The organism is Clostridium cellulovorans 743B, from assembly GCF_000145275.1.
Lineage (GTDB): Bacteria > Bacillota > Clostridia > Clostridiales > Clostridiaceae > Clostridium_K > Clostridium_K cellulovorans.
This window is the reverse complement of the sequence record NC_014393.1, coordinates 5,073,455-5,087,268: the sequence shown is the minus strand read 5'-3', so window position 1 is coordinate 5,087,268 and position 13,814 is coordinate 5,073,455. Positions and strand designations below refer to the sequence as shown.

The following is a 13,814-nucleotide window of genomic DNA, read 5'->3' as shown; positions in this document are numbered from 1 at the left end:
ATTTTCGCTATCTTTTAGGAAGGAAAAGTATGTTATGAAAAAGGTCGATATAGTAAAGCAAATATCTCAAACAGAATGTGGGGTATGTTGTTGTGTAATGATTCAAAATTATTATAATGTTAATACTTCATTAGGGCAGGTTAGAAAAGAATTAGATGTTGGCCGAGATGGAATGTCAATGATTCAGATTTATGAGTACTTAACAAGTAAAGGCTTTTCATGCAAACCCTTCAAGACAAATAATGTTCTTAAGCTATCTGAGATTACGTTGCCATGCATTGCTTTTTTTGGTGAAAATCATTTTGTTGTTGTTGAATCAATAAAAAATCAAAAGGTTATTGTCTGCAATCCAAGTATTGGAAGAAAAGTTATGTCAATTCAGGAGTTTGATAAAGATTTTAGTGGAATAATTCTACAAGTGTTACCTACAGATAAAGTTGAAAAAGTTTCAAAGAAAGAAAACCCATGGCATGTAGTTATTAAGTTGTTAAAAGAAAACAAGCGTTTACTCCTTGTAGCAGTATTATATATGATCCTAGCATATGCTATATACTTGGGTGTACCCATGTTTGAACAAAATTTGATAGATAAAGTAATAGTTTTATCTAACCTTGATACAGTCTATATTTTCTCATTAATTTTAGGTTGTTTACTTATTGGCTATGCAATTATTAGCCTTTTGAGAGGATTTAAGTTATTAACTTTAAATATTAATATAGCTAATAAGATGGAGATTGGAACGTATAATAAATTATTACGACTTCCATATAAGTATTTTGAAGTTAGAAATACTGGGGAATTATTGTATAGTTTAATCTGTGTTTCTTCTGTAAGAGAACTATTAGCTACATATATTGTTAATGGAGTAATAGATGTTGGTGCAGTGATAATAGTAAGTATATATATGTTTCAGAAGTCATGGTTATTAGGAATTTTTGCTTTAGTTTTATGGATACTAAACGTAGTTTTTTTATTTTTAATGCAGCCTAAGTTAAGTGGAGTTGTTGATGAAGAATTAGTGCAAAGAGCTACTGCACAATCGTTACAAACAGAAGCTTTAGGATCAATAATGTCTATAAAAATGATGGGGTTAGAAAAACAGGTATTAAATGATTGGAAAATAGTATATGAAAAAGTAATAAGAAAATTTTCAAGGAGAATTAATATTCAAAATATAATTGGTGCATTCAATAGTAGTATTAATTTGTTTGGACCAGCATTCATAGTATGCAGTAGCATGGTTTTATATTTTTATGGATTACTGTCTATTGGTGAAATAGTTGCTTTTCAAACAATATCATCAATTTTTTTTGGAATTGCAAATAATATATGTACTGCATATTCTCAGTTTATTCTTGCTTCTTCATATTTAGAAAGAGTAGATGAAATTTGGTCTACTGAAGAAGAAAATTATAATGAAAATGGTATAGCAAAAGATATTAAAGGAGATATTGAAGTCAATGATATAACTTTCAGATATTCTAAAACTTCTCCATATGTAATTGAGAAGATTAACTTAAAAATTAAAGCTGGTTCAAATGTAGCAGTTGTGGGACCTTCTGGTTCAGGAAAAAGCACACTAGGAAAAATTTTAAGTGGTCTATATGATATTGAAAGTGGAGATATTAATTATGATGGTATCAGCATCAGAGAATATAATAAAAATGAATTGTGTAAAATGATAGGCATTGTACCTCAGGAAGTAATGCTTTTTAATAAATCAATTTATCACAATATTGTAATGAATAATGGAAGTATACCGCTTAATGAAGTAAGAGAAATATGTAAATTGGTATGTATTGATGAAGAAATAATGAGTATGCCAATGCAATATAATACTATAATATCAGAAATGGGATTGAATTTATCTGGTGGACAAAGGCAAAGGATACTGTTGGCACGAATCCTCATCAGTAAACCTAAAATTCTAATTTTAGATGAAGCTACAAGCTCGATAGATACTATAAGTGAAGAAAAAATATCAAGGTATCTAGCTGATTTAGGATGCACTAGAATTACAATTGCACACCGCTTATCAACAATTATAAATGCAGATTGCATCTATGTAATGAATAAGGGAAGAATTATCGAGTCGGGAACGCATAATGAATTAATAGAGAATGGTAAGGTATATAATGAGTTGTACTATTCTGGAAACACAGATTAAAACTTAATATCAATGAATAAAAACCCAACAATGAGAATGTTGGGTTTTTATTTAAATACATTACATAAATGAAATAAATTGACAAAAGAAAAATAGAGTTTTATAATAATATCGTAAACTGATATATCATCAAGTGATATAAGGAAAGGATTAATAGTTAATGAATGAATCTTATGGAGCGTTAACAGAATCTGTATTTTATATTCTAATTTCACTTTTTGAGAGGTCATACGGCTATGGAATAATGAAAAATGTTGAAAAAATTAGTAAAGGAAGAGTAGTCTTGGGTGCAGGAACTCTTTACGGAGCTATAAAAACATTGATTAACAAAGGTTGGATTGCTGAGTTAGACCAAGGTGAAGTAGATAGAAGAAAAGAATATATTATAACAGAATTAGGAAAAGAAGTAATAAAAAAGGAACTTGAACGATTAATGGAATTACTTGAAAATGGAAATATGGTGTTGTCAGGAAAGTAAGGATTAATTCAAGAGGGGGAATTTTAGTGAAACAAATTAAAAATAAGAAAATAATGTTTAGATATTATTTAATCACTGATGATGAGGAGAATTTTATTAATTGTATGCTTTCTAAGGGATGGAAAATTAGCTCCATAAAATATGGATTTATTTATGAATTTGAAGAATGCGAGCTTGGTGAATATATATGTAGGATAGCTTTTCTATTTAAAGAAGATGGTGATTCAATTGACAAGGAAAAGAATGTTATGCTTAGAGAATTGCTCCAAGAGCAAAATGCAGAGATACTAAATACAACCAATAGGAAGAGTGTTATTTATGCATTAAGAAAATCAAAGGAAGGTAAGTTTGAAATCAACTCAGACATAGATTCAAAAATTAGTGAATATAAAATTCGAAAAAAAAGTTGTGAAGTAAAATCATGTATTGCTATTGTATTTGGATGTGTGTTTATTGCGAATATAGCATGGATTGCTTTTGCAGAGTTTATTATCGCTCTATTGTATCAGTATCCAGCATTTAAACTTGGAAAGGTAATTAAAGATTTAAAGAGTCAGAGGATGATTCAAGAGTAATAAAGCAAATAAATTGGAAATTGAGGGATTTAATCATGGATACAGTGTTAGTAACAGAGCAGTTAACAAAATATTACGGAAATGAAAAAGTAGTGAATAATGTTAATATGAAAATTTTGCCTGGAGAGATATATGGTTTAGTTGGAAAAAATGGTGCAGGTAAAACAACAATAATGAAAATGGTATTATCTATGGTAAATACTAGTAAAGGGATGATTAAACTATTTGATAGTCATTCAAAGAACAATATTAATCAGCACTTTAGAATTGGTGCTATGATAGAGAACCCAGCTTTTTATCCGTATTTTACAGCTAAACAAAATCTTGAATATTATAAAATAGTAAAAGGGTTGCCTAAAGAGGTAGATGTTAATGAAGTCATTTCGATGGTTGGGCTTAGTGATGCTAGAGATAAAAAGTTTAAAAAGTTTTCACTAGGAATGAAACAACGTTTAGGATTGGCTTTAGCACTTTTAGGTAATCCAGATTTATTAATTTTAGATGAACCAATAAATGGTCTTGATCCTGAAGGCATTAAGGAAATTAGAGATATATTAATCAAGCAAAATAAAGAACTTGGAACAACTATTTTTATTTCAAGTCATATTTTAAGCGAACTTTCACAATTAGCAACAAAATATGGATTTATTGATAAAGGAGAGTTAATAGAAGAAATAACGGCTGAACAGTTAGAAGAAAAATGTACACACTATATTGAAGTGAAAGTTAGTGATGCTAAAAGAACTTCGAAAGTCTTAGAAGAAAAGTTAAAGTGTACCACATATGAAATTGTTGATGATAGGCAAATAAAGATATTTAATTTTAATAAAAACTCTAATCAGATTAATCGTATATTATTAGAAAATGATATAGATGTATATTCTTTAGAAATGAATGGTATAAGCTTGGAAGAATATTTCCTAGAGTTAATAGGGAGGGAATAAAGATATGTTGAATTACATTAAGGGTGAGATATATAAAGTTATTAAACGACCATATTTATTTGTTATTACATTTGCTTTAGGGATTGGATGCTTATTTATTGGTGGAGTTTTACCGAAACTTTTGATGGCTGAATCTATACTTAATTTAACTAGATATGGAATTCTTAGCATAAGCAATTTATTGGTTATTGGTATTAATGCAATCCTTCTAATTTTCCTTCCTATATTCACAGAAGATTTTAGAAATAAGACTTTTAAGAATTTAGTTAACGTTAATTTAAGTAGAAAGCAAATGTTTTTAGCAAAGTATATAGTTCAGTTAATAATGGCTGTTATAATGGCTATTATATTGTTTTTGTTCTTAGGGGTAGCTATTCAAATGCTTCCTCCAGGAGAAGGTTATTCAAATTCGATGTTTATTGGATTTTTCATAAAACTATTTTCAACCATACCGTGTTTTGCAACAGGAATAGCTATTATCGATTTATTAGCTATTTTAGTAAAAAAAGAAATATTGATATGTGTAATTTATTATTATGGATACATTCAGATATATGCCATAATTATGTTTATGCTATATAGAAGCTCTAATACTATCTTAAGAGTAATCTTTATGCCTGCACAAATAGGAAATCTTTTTTACAATGAATTTAGTGTTTCAGCTTGTCTACTTACAGCTATAACGGGATTAGTATATAGTACACTACTTGTATTTAATTTAAATTTAATGGCTAAGAAAGCAGAAATTTATTAATAACAGAATGTGATTAAATAAGGTGAAACTGAGGTAATTATGAAGAATATTTTAAAAAGTGAAATATATAAGTTGAAGAACAGTTCTTATTATTGGATAATAAATGTGAGTATAGCTGTAGTCATTATATTTTATTGTGTGTATCTTAGATTTTTTAATGATATGGATAGGGTAATATTGATCTCAAATAGTATTCCAAGCAAATTTAATTTGATAATTAATGTATTAATGATATTTAGTTTTATATACCAGGAAGAATATCAATATGATACATTAAAAAATTCAGTAATTTTAACAGGTAATAAAACTAGTATATTCTTTGGAAAACAGATAGTGCAAAGTTTAATAGTTATATTATCATACACAATGGTCCTACTACTATTTTTGCTTTCTATATTAGTTTTTAAAAAAGGGAGTGATTATAGCTTTGCGCAAGTTGAAAGCCTAGTTATTTATTTTGCTATACTCATTCCAATAATATTAAGAGCATTAGCTTTCCTTAATGTTATAACTATTTTAGGTAAAAATGATTATGTTATATTTGCAGTGTATTTAATTATTGTGAATTTTAGTGATATATTTTTATCACTTGCTTCAAGTGTATTTCAAAAGCTAGAATTTTTACGTGAGTATACAATTCAATCTCAAGTTAATCAGATAATAGGTATGAATATGAATGGAAATGAAATAGTAAAGACCTTGGTTGTTAATTTGGGAGTGTTTACACTTTATAGTATTATGAGTGTTATTTTATATAAACGTTCTGAAGTGTAAAAAGTTATTCTTTATAAGATGTTTAACTTTTTTTGGGTGAGCGATCTTTTCAAGTATCAATAATTTTATGATTAAGTATCAAAACTTCATTACATGCAAATATCCAATCTAGAATAAAAGAAAGTAAATTCTAGATTGGATATTTTTTGTGCTAATTATGGACAACAACTTGACGGTGAAAGTGTATTTCTAGTTTGGTAATGGGAAGAATTAGCTAGTGCTAAGGGCACTGAAATTACTTAGATTATATGTAAGTGACTATATATTATCTTTATATAATGATATAATAAAAAACAAATGGAAATTCTAGTGTTTATATCTATTTGCCGAATTGAAGTTAGAATTAATGTAGTTTAAGTATATATTGAGATTTGAATATTTTATATTCAAGTATTATGTTAAGCAAAAAAGAGGGCGAAGGAAAAGAAAAAGTATTTTATGCATAGTGGGGGAATTGATTATGAAATTTGCTAAAAGAAATGATTACATTGAAGTATCAGAGATAAGAGAAATTTTAAAGGTAACAGAAAAGCCAGAGATAATATCTTTTGCAGGAGGATTGCCTGCTCCAGAGTTATTTCCAGTTGAAGAAATAAAAACAGTTTGTCAAGAAGTGCTCAGAACTAATAGCCAATCTGCACTTCAGTATAGCACTACAGAAGGGTATGTACCTTTAAGAGAAGCGATTTGTAAAAGAATGAAAAACCAAGGTATAGATACAAAAGTTGAAGATATTATGATAACATCAGGATCTCAGCAAGGTCTTGATCTTTCAGGAAAGGTGTTCATAGATAAAGATGATGTAATCATCTGTGAAAGCCCTACATACCTTGCAGCAATTAAGGCATTTAAAACTTATCTTCCAAATTTCAAGGAAGTTCCTATGGATGAATCAGGAATGATTATGGAAGAATTGGAAAAAGTATTAAAGGAAACTCCAAATGCTAAGTTTATATATACAATACCTGATTTCCAAAATCCTACGGGGAGGACTATGAGTCTTAGTAGAAGAAAAAAGTTAGTAGATTTAGCTAATAAATATGATATTGCTGTAATAGAAGATAATCCTTATGGTGAGGTTAGATTTGCTGGTGAAAGCATTCCTCCAGTAAAGAGTTTTGATACAGAGGGAAGGGTTATTTATCTTAGCACTTTTTCAAAGATATTTTGCCCAGGCTTTAGAATTGGATGGATGTGTGCTAGTGAAACTTTAATGAAGAAATATGTTCCATTCAAGCAAAGTACAGATCTTCATTCAGATATATTTGCACAAATGGTAACTGCAAAATATATGGAATTATTCAATATAGATGATCACATAGAAAAAATAAAGGCCACTTATAGACATAGAAGAGAGCTTATGATAGAATGCATCCAAAAAGAATTTCCAGACGGAACAAAGCATACCTTACCAGAAGGTGGATTATTCATGTGGGTTGAATTGCCTAAAGGTATAAAAGCTAAAGAAGTTTTTCAGGTAGCTCTTGAAAAGAACGTAGCTTTTGTACCAGGAGATTCCTTTTTCCCAAATGGTGGTTGTGAAAATACCTTTAGATTAAATTATTCAAATATGCCTGATGAACGAATTGTTGAAGGAATACGACGATTAGGAATGGTTCTCAAAAGTTTTATAAAATAAAAAATAATTCATTATAAAAATAAGCTAGACTAAGCCCCAAATTGAGTGCAATATTAATCAATGCTATAATTATATGAAAAAATGCAGTTAGGAGTGGCAGAATGATAATTTTTGGATGGGGTAAAGTAACTAAAAAAATCATAGGATCAGTTTTTCAACGGACTTGTAATTATTGCAATACTACTGATATATGGAAACTATACATGATAAGAACTTGGTTCACATTATTTTTTATTCCTATAATACCATATAAAACAAAATACGTAATTGGGTGTCCAAAATGTGGCAGTTATATAGAACTTACAGAAGAACAATTTGAGAAAATGAAATCTGATATAGTGGGGGGAGTCGATAAGCCTAATATGAATCCTAGTGAGGATTTTCTAAGATATCAAGGTAAAAATGGAACACAAGCTAACTTTTTAAAACATATGGAAGAACATAAAAACAAACAACTTTAGATTGTTAAAAAAGAATATTGATTCTAGCTAAAAAATCATGCTTTGCATGGTTTTTTATTTTTTGATAATACTATAATTTAGGTCAGAGAAAGCTTTGTTATCAAAGATATATTCAATTCAAAAAATTATTACAAAAAAACATTGACACGAAAAATTAAATTGTGTACAATTTAATTGTAGTCAATAAAAATTTAGAGGTGAATGTGATGAATATATATGATTTCAATGTAAAAGATATAAATGGTAAGGAAGTGAGTCTTTCAAATTACAGGGGTAAGGTTTTATTAATTGTTAATACTGCAAGTAAGTGTGGATTTACACCACAATATGAAGACTTAGAGAATTTGTATAAAAAATTCGGAAATGATAAGTTAGAAATTCTTGCTTTCCCATGTAACCAATTTGGTAACCAAGAACCAGGAGATAATGCTGCTATAAAGAATTTTTGTCAAAGCACTTACGATGTAACATTTCCAATGTTCGCAAAAGTAAATGTAAATGGAGATGATGCGGATCCTTTATATAAGTATCTGACAACAGCTAAAAAAGGATTATTAGGTGGGGGCGTAAAATGGAACTTCACAAAGTTCTTGGTAGACGCAGAAGGTAATGTGGTAGATAGATTTGCACCTACTACTAAACCATCAAAAATTGAAGAAACTATTGAAAGTTTAATAAAAAAAGCATAGGGAGGAAATAAGATATGGCAATTTATGAGTTTAAAGCTAAAACTATTGATGGAGAGGAAATTTCATTAGATAGATATAAGGGTAAAGTTGTTTTAGTAGTTAATACTGCAAGCAAGTGTGGATTTACGCCACAATATGAAGGCTTAGAAAAATTATATGATGAGTATAAAGAACAAGGATTAGAAATACTTGGATTCCCATGCAATCAATTTGCAGAACAAGAACCAGGGGATAATCAAGAGGTTAAAAATTTCTGCCAAGCAAATTATGGGGTTGATTTTCAAATTTTTGAAAAAACTGATGTAAGAGGAGAAACAGCACATCCACTATTTAATTATTTAACTAATGAAAAGCCATTTGAAGGGTTTGATATGAAGCACCCAATTGGAGAAACTTTATACAACGTACTTAAAGAAAAGATGCCTTCTTATTTAGAAGGGGATTCAGTAAAATGGAATTTTACAAAATTTCTTGTTGATAGAAATGGAAATGTTGTAAAAAGATTTGAACCAACATCAGAACCATCAGAGATGGAAGAAGCTATAAAAAGCTTATTATAGAAAATAATCAGTATAGATAAAAAAACATATGGGTAATTTACTTATATGAGTAATTATCACAAAAAAATTAACTATTGAGAGGAGAATTTATAATGAGTGTTACAGTTTATACTTCAAATACATGCCCATGGTGCGTTAAAACAAAGGAATATTTAGCTTCAAACGGGGTTGATTATAAAGAAATTAATGTAACTCAAGATAAGGAAGCAGCAAAAGAAATAGTTGAAAAGACTGGTCAAAGAGGTGTACCAATTATAGATATAGATGGACAATATATCTTAGGTTTTGATAAGGAAGAAATAGATAGGTTATTAAATCTTTAAAACACCATTTATCTATAAGGAGTTGGTTTAATGAGTAAGGAAATTAAAGATTTGGACCTCCTGATTATTGGAGGAGGTCCTGCTGGTTTGACAGCAGCAATTTATGGTGCACGAGCTAAGTTGAGTTTGCTACTTCTAGAAAATCAAATGGTTGGAGGACAGGTTAGGTCAAGCTATACTATAGAAAATTACCCTGGCTTTAAAACCATTGAAGGTGGAGCTTTAGCTGATCTAATGAAGGAACAGGCTGTAGAATTAGGGGCTGAAATAGATGAGTTTGATAGCGTTGTTAGTGTTAATCTTAAAGACGAAGAAAAGCTGATTGAAACTAAGAAGTATATATATAGAACAAAGACTTTAATAATTTCTACTGGAGCAACTCCTAAAAAGATACCTGTGCCAAATGAAAGTAAGTTTTCAAGCAAAGGAATTCATTATTGTGCAGTCTGTGATGGTGCAATGTATGAGGGCTCTACAATGGCTGTAGTTGGCGGAGGAAATTCTGCTTTAGAAGAAGCACTGTTCTTAACTAAGTTTGCTTCTAAGGTAATCATGATAAGAAGATATGATTATTTTAAAGGGGAAAAGGCCACATTAGAAGAACTTGAGAAAAATCCGAAGGTTGAGATAATGTATAATTGGGATTTAGTCAATGTTGAAGGTGAAAAGTTTGTGAACAAGGCTATTATAAGAAATACAAAAACAAATGAGGAAAAGGAATTAGAATTAGAAGCTGTATTTGGCTATATAGGAACAGAACCTAAAACGGACTTATTTAAGGAGTTTATTAATCTAGATAGTAGTGGCTATGTGATAACAGATGACAGAATGACTACTAATATTAAAGGTGTCTATGCTGCTGGGGATGTAAGACAAAAACCTTTTAGGCAAATAACTACTGCTGTATCAGATGGAACTATTGCAGCTTTAGCAGCGGAGAAATATATTGAGGAACTTAGCAGAAAGTAAAAAATTGAATAAGTGTTAAAACAGTAGTATTTGCATTATAGTGATTACTACTGTTTTTTGTTGTATTTAAAAATATATTATACTTTTTTACGTTATTGCAAAATATATAACAATATTATTTTTAGGAAAGAAATTTTGTTCTGAATTAAGTAATTTTATTGGACTTAGCCAGGGAATTTTTATTAGTTATGCTCCCTGTAAATTATAGGGGAAGGTAATATATTGATTTCATACCTTAAAATTTAAGTTATTGTATAAGAAAGTCCATTGTCATAATAGGATAAACCATTTTAATATGTATTTTTCATTATTATAATAGCTGTTGAACTTACGAAAGATATCATTAGGTTTAAAGCATATTAGCTTTAAGGCTAACTAGGAGGACTTCATTATGAGCAATACAAGTAAAGATTCTAAGCGGAATTTATTATCAATGACTTTAGAAGGCACATTTTTCTTCTTTGGTATAGCCTTTTTCGGAGAAAGCACAGTAATACCAATATTTGTTGACACCTTTACAGGAAGTGTACAGCTTTTAGGTCTAACGATGACATTAATAATGATAGCTAAACTTTTACCTAAGCTGTTGCTTGGACCATATCTATCATCAGTTAAGGATATGTCAAAACTTTTGAAGGTCACTATATTTATTCATAGGCCTCTTCCTTTTCTAATGATTCCAGTACTGTTATTTGTAAAAGAGCCGTTAGTAATATTTTGGTCTTTTGTTATAATGTATTGTACTTTCTGGGGAATAAATGGCCTTACTGCAGTATCTTGGGGTGATGTTTTTGCTAGAACTATCCCAGGAAATTTAAGAGGTCAAATTCAAGGAAATCAGTTGTTTTTCGGCGGAATAGCGTCCCTTTGTGCAGGATATTTTATTAAGTTGATATTAGATAATGATGCAATTCCTGAGAATATTAAATATGTAATGATTTTTGCTGCTGGAGGTATAACACTTGTGATATCAGCAATTGTTATTTTGCCAGTTAAAGATACCCCAAGAACAGTGAAAAAAGAGGATGTACATGTTTTAAAGTATTTTATGACATTGCCAAAACTATTAAATAAAAACGATAACTATAAAAAGATGACTATATCTCAGGTTTTTTCAAGGTTTGCAGAACTTTTAATTCCTTTCATTATTGTTATCTGTAAGAATAAACTAGGATATAGTACTGCAGAAGTTTCAACCTTGGTTGTATGTCAAGTGCTTGGATCTATGATTGGAGGATTTTTGTGGGGGAAAATAAGTAAAAGGTTTGGAAATAGAAATGTTATAGTAACTGCTGAAATAATAGGGCTTGCAGTAGCTATATCCACCTTAATCTGTTTACTTACTAATACTTATATCAATACATTCCCTATTATGTGTGGCATTATAATTGTAGCTGGAGCTAAAACTGGTGCTTGGCTTGGGTATGGAAATTATATGTTTGATGTAGTAGGAGAAAAAAATAGGATAGATTATATGACTTTGAATACAATTGTGTTGTTTCCATTAGCATTTTGTAGCTATCTAGCAGGGTTAGTTAACGATTTATTTGGCTTTTATCCATTGATTATATTTACTATAGTTGTAGCAAGTATTTGTACGTACTCCGCTGTGAAATTGGAGACGGTAAAACATTAAAATGGAACATGATGTACATTAGTTACTATATTTACAGAATAAGTAATTTACGGTTAAAATAGAATGATAATAGATAAAACGGGTAGAAAACTAAAAGAATTAAATTTAGGATCTACCTGTTTTGCTGATTACAAGTAAGATAAAAATACATTTTAAGATTGATGTTTGCAAAATGGAGGTAGGGTATTGTGGTAATTTATTATTTACCATCACTTTTTATTATAGTTGGTGTATTTTGGTCAAGTGCACCGCCTAAAGATAAGAATGGATTAATAGGAATTAAGTTGCCTTTAGCAAAAGAATCAGATGAAAATTGGATAGAAACGCATAAGTATGCTGGAAAGGTGCTTATTGTTTTGGGAACTATAAATATAATAATTGAGTATGTTATAAAATTTACAACATTGAAGGAGTTTATAAATTCCATACCAAGTGACCAAGTTGGGTTATATATTACTTTACAATCATTGGTCAATCTTATTATAGTAGCAATATTATCACAAATTCATTTGATTAAAGTTATTAAGAAAAGAGAAAACATGTAAGATGATATGAAAATGTAAAAAAGGTTTTTGGTCCTATGTCAAGATTTAGTACAAGTTAAAATGAGAAGTTTATCCTCATCTTAACTCGCCAATAGCATTCCTTCCTTTTTTGCTTTTTCATACAGCTTTTCAAAATCATCTGGCGACATATAGTCGCAATGACTGTGAATACGTTGTGTATTATAGAAGGCTTCAATATATTCGAATACTAGACGATATGATTGTCTGTAATTACAGATTTTGAATCTATTCAACCATTCTCTTTTGATTAAGGAATGAAAGGATTCGATGCAAGCATTATCCCATGGAAAGGCTTTCTTAGAATAGCTTAGTTGCATTGTTTCAGTAGCTTTTCGGTATTCATTTGAAACGTATTGACTTCCTCGATCACTATGCAAGATAAGTGGTTGCTCAGTATTTCGTCTTGCTTTGGCTTTGTTTATTGTTTCTATTACACATGCTGCTTCCAGAGTTTTTGAAAGCGTCCATGCGATGATTTTCCTTGAATATAAATCCATAATGCTGGTTAGATAAACAAACCCGTCTGTTGTCCAAATATAAGTGATATCACTACACCACACGGCATTTGGGCGTTCAGGGTTAAATTGTTCATCAAGAATATTTTGAAGTTCATTACTGAAATCAGAATCTTTGGTTGTTACTGTCCAAGGTTTGATCCATTGAGCCTTGATTCCTAGTTCTTCCATATACTTGCCAACAGTACGCTGAGAAATGATTTCTCCATCTTGTTGTAGCTTTTTTGCAATTTTGGGTGCACCATAGTTTTGTTTGGAATCATCGTAAATATCCTTAATTTTTACTTTAACAGCCTCCTTACGTTTTTGCGTATCAGAAGGCATATGTTTCTGCCATGCACGATAACCAGACCGTGAAACACCCAATATTTTCAGCATTCCAGAGACGGAAACCTGGCGGTTTTCTTTCATGGCAGCTTCCGTCTTTTCAGAAACTTCTAGGTAAAGAGCTTCTGTTATTTTCCCAGAATGCTGATGGCTTTTTTTAATACATCAAGAGCATCCTGAGTATCACGTAATTCACGTTTTAAACGAGCAATTTCTTTTGCCTCATCGGAAGAATAATTGCCAGATCCACGACTTTCTATATCGCCAGTTTCTCGCAGTTCTTTCTGCCATCTGGAAAGAGTTTGCTGACTAATGCCAAGATTCTTAGCACACCCCACTAGTCCTAATTCTTTGTGATCTTGATAATATTGAATTGCATCAATCTTAAACTGTTTGTCTAAATGTTTTGCCATAATGAGATCCTCCTTGGATACAAT

Annotated in this window: 16 protein-coding genes; 14 read left to right on the top strand and 2 right to left on the bottom strand. The window is 30.1% G+C overall.

Going from position 1 to position 13,814, the window contains the following annotated elements; genetic code table 11:
- The first annotated feature begins 34 nt into the window (after positions 1 to 34).
- The 14 genes from CLOCEL_RS21085 to CLOCEL_RS21020 all read left to right on the top strand — a co-directional run bounded on the left by CLOCEL_RS21085 (position 35) and on the right by CLOCEL_RS21020 (position 12,514).
- The gene (locus CLOCEL_RS21085; protein ID WP_242655190.1) at positions 35 to 2,167 is read left to right on the top strand and encodes a peptidase domain-containing ABC transporter; all 2,133 of its coding nucleotides are present in this window, start codon (positions 35 to 37) and stop codon (positions 2,165 to 2,167) included.
- A 160-nt stretch (positions 2,168 to 2,327) separates the two neighbouring features.
- Positions 2,328 to 2,645, top strand: coding sequence for a PadR family transcriptional regulator (locus CLOCEL_RS21080; RefSeq protein WP_010074237.1), 318 nt, complete (start codon positions 2,328 to 2,330; stop codon positions 2,643 to 2,645).
- 26 nt (positions 2,646 to 2,671) lie between these two features.
- The gene (locus tag CLOCEL_RS21075; protein WP_010074236.1) at positions 2,672 to 3,220 is read left to right on the top strand and encodes a DUF2812 domain-containing protein; all 549 of its coding nucleotides are present in this window, start codon (positions 2,672 to 2,674) and stop codon (positions 3,218 to 3,220) included.
- A 35-nt stretch (positions 3,221 to 3,255) separates the two neighbouring features.
- The gene (locus CLOCEL_RS21070; protein WP_010074235.1) at positions 3,256 to 4,164 is read left to right on the top strand and encodes an ATP-binding cassette domain-containing protein; all 909 of its coding nucleotides are present in this window, start codon (positions 3,256 to 3,258) and stop codon (positions 4,162 to 4,164) included.
- 4 nt (positions 4,165 to 4,168) lie between these two features.
- On the top strand, positions 4,169 to 4,918 hold the full coding sequence (locus CLOCEL_RS21065) for an ABC transporter permease (RefSeq protein ID WP_010074234.1): 750 nt from the start codon (positions 4,169 to 4,171) through the stop codon (positions 4,916 to 4,918).
- Positions 4,919 to 4,957: 39 nt separating this feature from the next.
- Positions 4,958 to 5,692: an ABC transporter permease gene (locus CLOCEL_RS21060; RefSeq protein WP_010074233.1), complete on the top strand. Its 735-nt coding sequence runs from the start codon at positions 4,958 to 4,960 to the stop codon at positions 5,690 to 5,692.
- 460 nt (positions 5,693 to 6,152) lie between these two features.
- Positions 6,153 to 7,331, top strand: coding sequence for an aminotransferase-like domain-containing protein (locus tag CLOCEL_RS21055; RefSeq protein WP_013291972.1), 1,179 nt, complete (start codon positions 6,153 to 6,155; stop codon positions 7,329 to 7,331).
- 101 nt (positions 7,332 to 7,432) lie between these two features.
- The gene (locus tag CLOCEL_RS21050; RefSeq protein ID WP_010074231.1) at positions 7,433 to 7,792 is read left to right on the top strand and encodes a zinc-ribbon domain-containing protein; all 360 of its coding nucleotides are present in this window, start codon (positions 7,433 to 7,435) and stop codon (positions 7,790 to 7,792) included.
- A 206-nt stretch (positions 7,793 to 7,998) separates the two neighbouring features.
- Entirely contained in the window at positions 7,999 to 8,481 is a 483-nt protein-coding gene (locus CLOCEL_RS21045; protein ID WP_010074230.1) for a glutathione peroxidase, read from the top strand.
- Between the two features lie 14 nt (positions 8,482 to 8,495).
- Complete coding sequence (locus CLOCEL_RS21040) at positions 8,496 to 9,041, top strand: glutathione peroxidase (protein WP_010074229.1); 546 nt, start codon at positions 8,496 to 8,498, stop codon at positions 9,039 to 9,041.
- Positions 9,042 to 9,133: 92 nt separating this feature from the next.
- Positions 9,134 to 9,364, top strand: coding sequence for a glutaredoxin family protein (locus tag CLOCEL_RS21035; protein ID WP_010074228.1), 231 nt, complete (start codon positions 9,134 to 9,136; stop codon positions 9,362 to 9,364).
- Positions 9,365 to 9,394: 30 nt separating this feature from the next.
- Positions 9,395 to 10,333 carry a thioredoxin-disulfide reductase gene (gene trxB, locus CLOCEL_RS21030; protein ID WP_010074227.1) on the top strand — a complete coding sequence of 313 codons (939 nt, stop codon included), beginning with the start codon at positions 9,395 to 9,397 and terminating at the stop codon, positions 10,331 to 10,333.
- Between the two features lie 391 nt (positions 10,334 to 10,724).
- The gene (locus CLOCEL_RS21025) at positions 10,725 to 11,969 is read left to right on the top strand and encodes an MFS transporter (RefSeq protein ID WP_010074226.1); all 1,245 of its coding nucleotides are present in this window, start codon (positions 10,725 to 10,727) and stop codon (positions 11,967 to 11,969) included.
- Positions 11,970 to 12,157: 188 nt separating this feature from the next.
- The gene (locus CLOCEL_RS21020; RefSeq protein WP_010074225.1) at positions 12,158 to 12,514 is read left to right on the top strand and encodes an SdpI family protein; all 357 of its coding nucleotides are present in this window, start codon (positions 12,158 to 12,160) and stop codon (positions 12,512 to 12,514) included.
- A gap of 80 nt (positions 12,515 to 12,594) precedes the next feature.
- Here CLOCEL_RS21020 and CLOCEL_RS21015 read toward each other — a convergent pair whose 3' ends face one another.
- Both CLOCEL_RS21015 and CLOCEL_RS21010 read right to left on the bottom strand, forming a co-directional pair.
- Complete coding sequence (locus tag CLOCEL_RS21015; RefSeq protein ID WP_041707166.1) at positions 12,595 to 13,509, bottom strand: IS3 family transposase; 915 nt, start codon at positions 13,507 to 13,509, stop codon at positions 12,595 to 12,597.
- Positions 13,506 to 13,790, bottom strand: a complete 285-nt coding sequence (locus CLOCEL_RS21010; protein WP_013291592.1) for a transposase — start codon at positions 13,788 to 13,790, stop codon at positions 13,506 to 13,508. The genes CLOCEL_RS21015 and CLOCEL_RS21010 overlap by 4 nt, the downstream gene beginning before the upstream one ends.
- Positions 13,791 to 13,814: the final 24 nt, after the last annotated feature.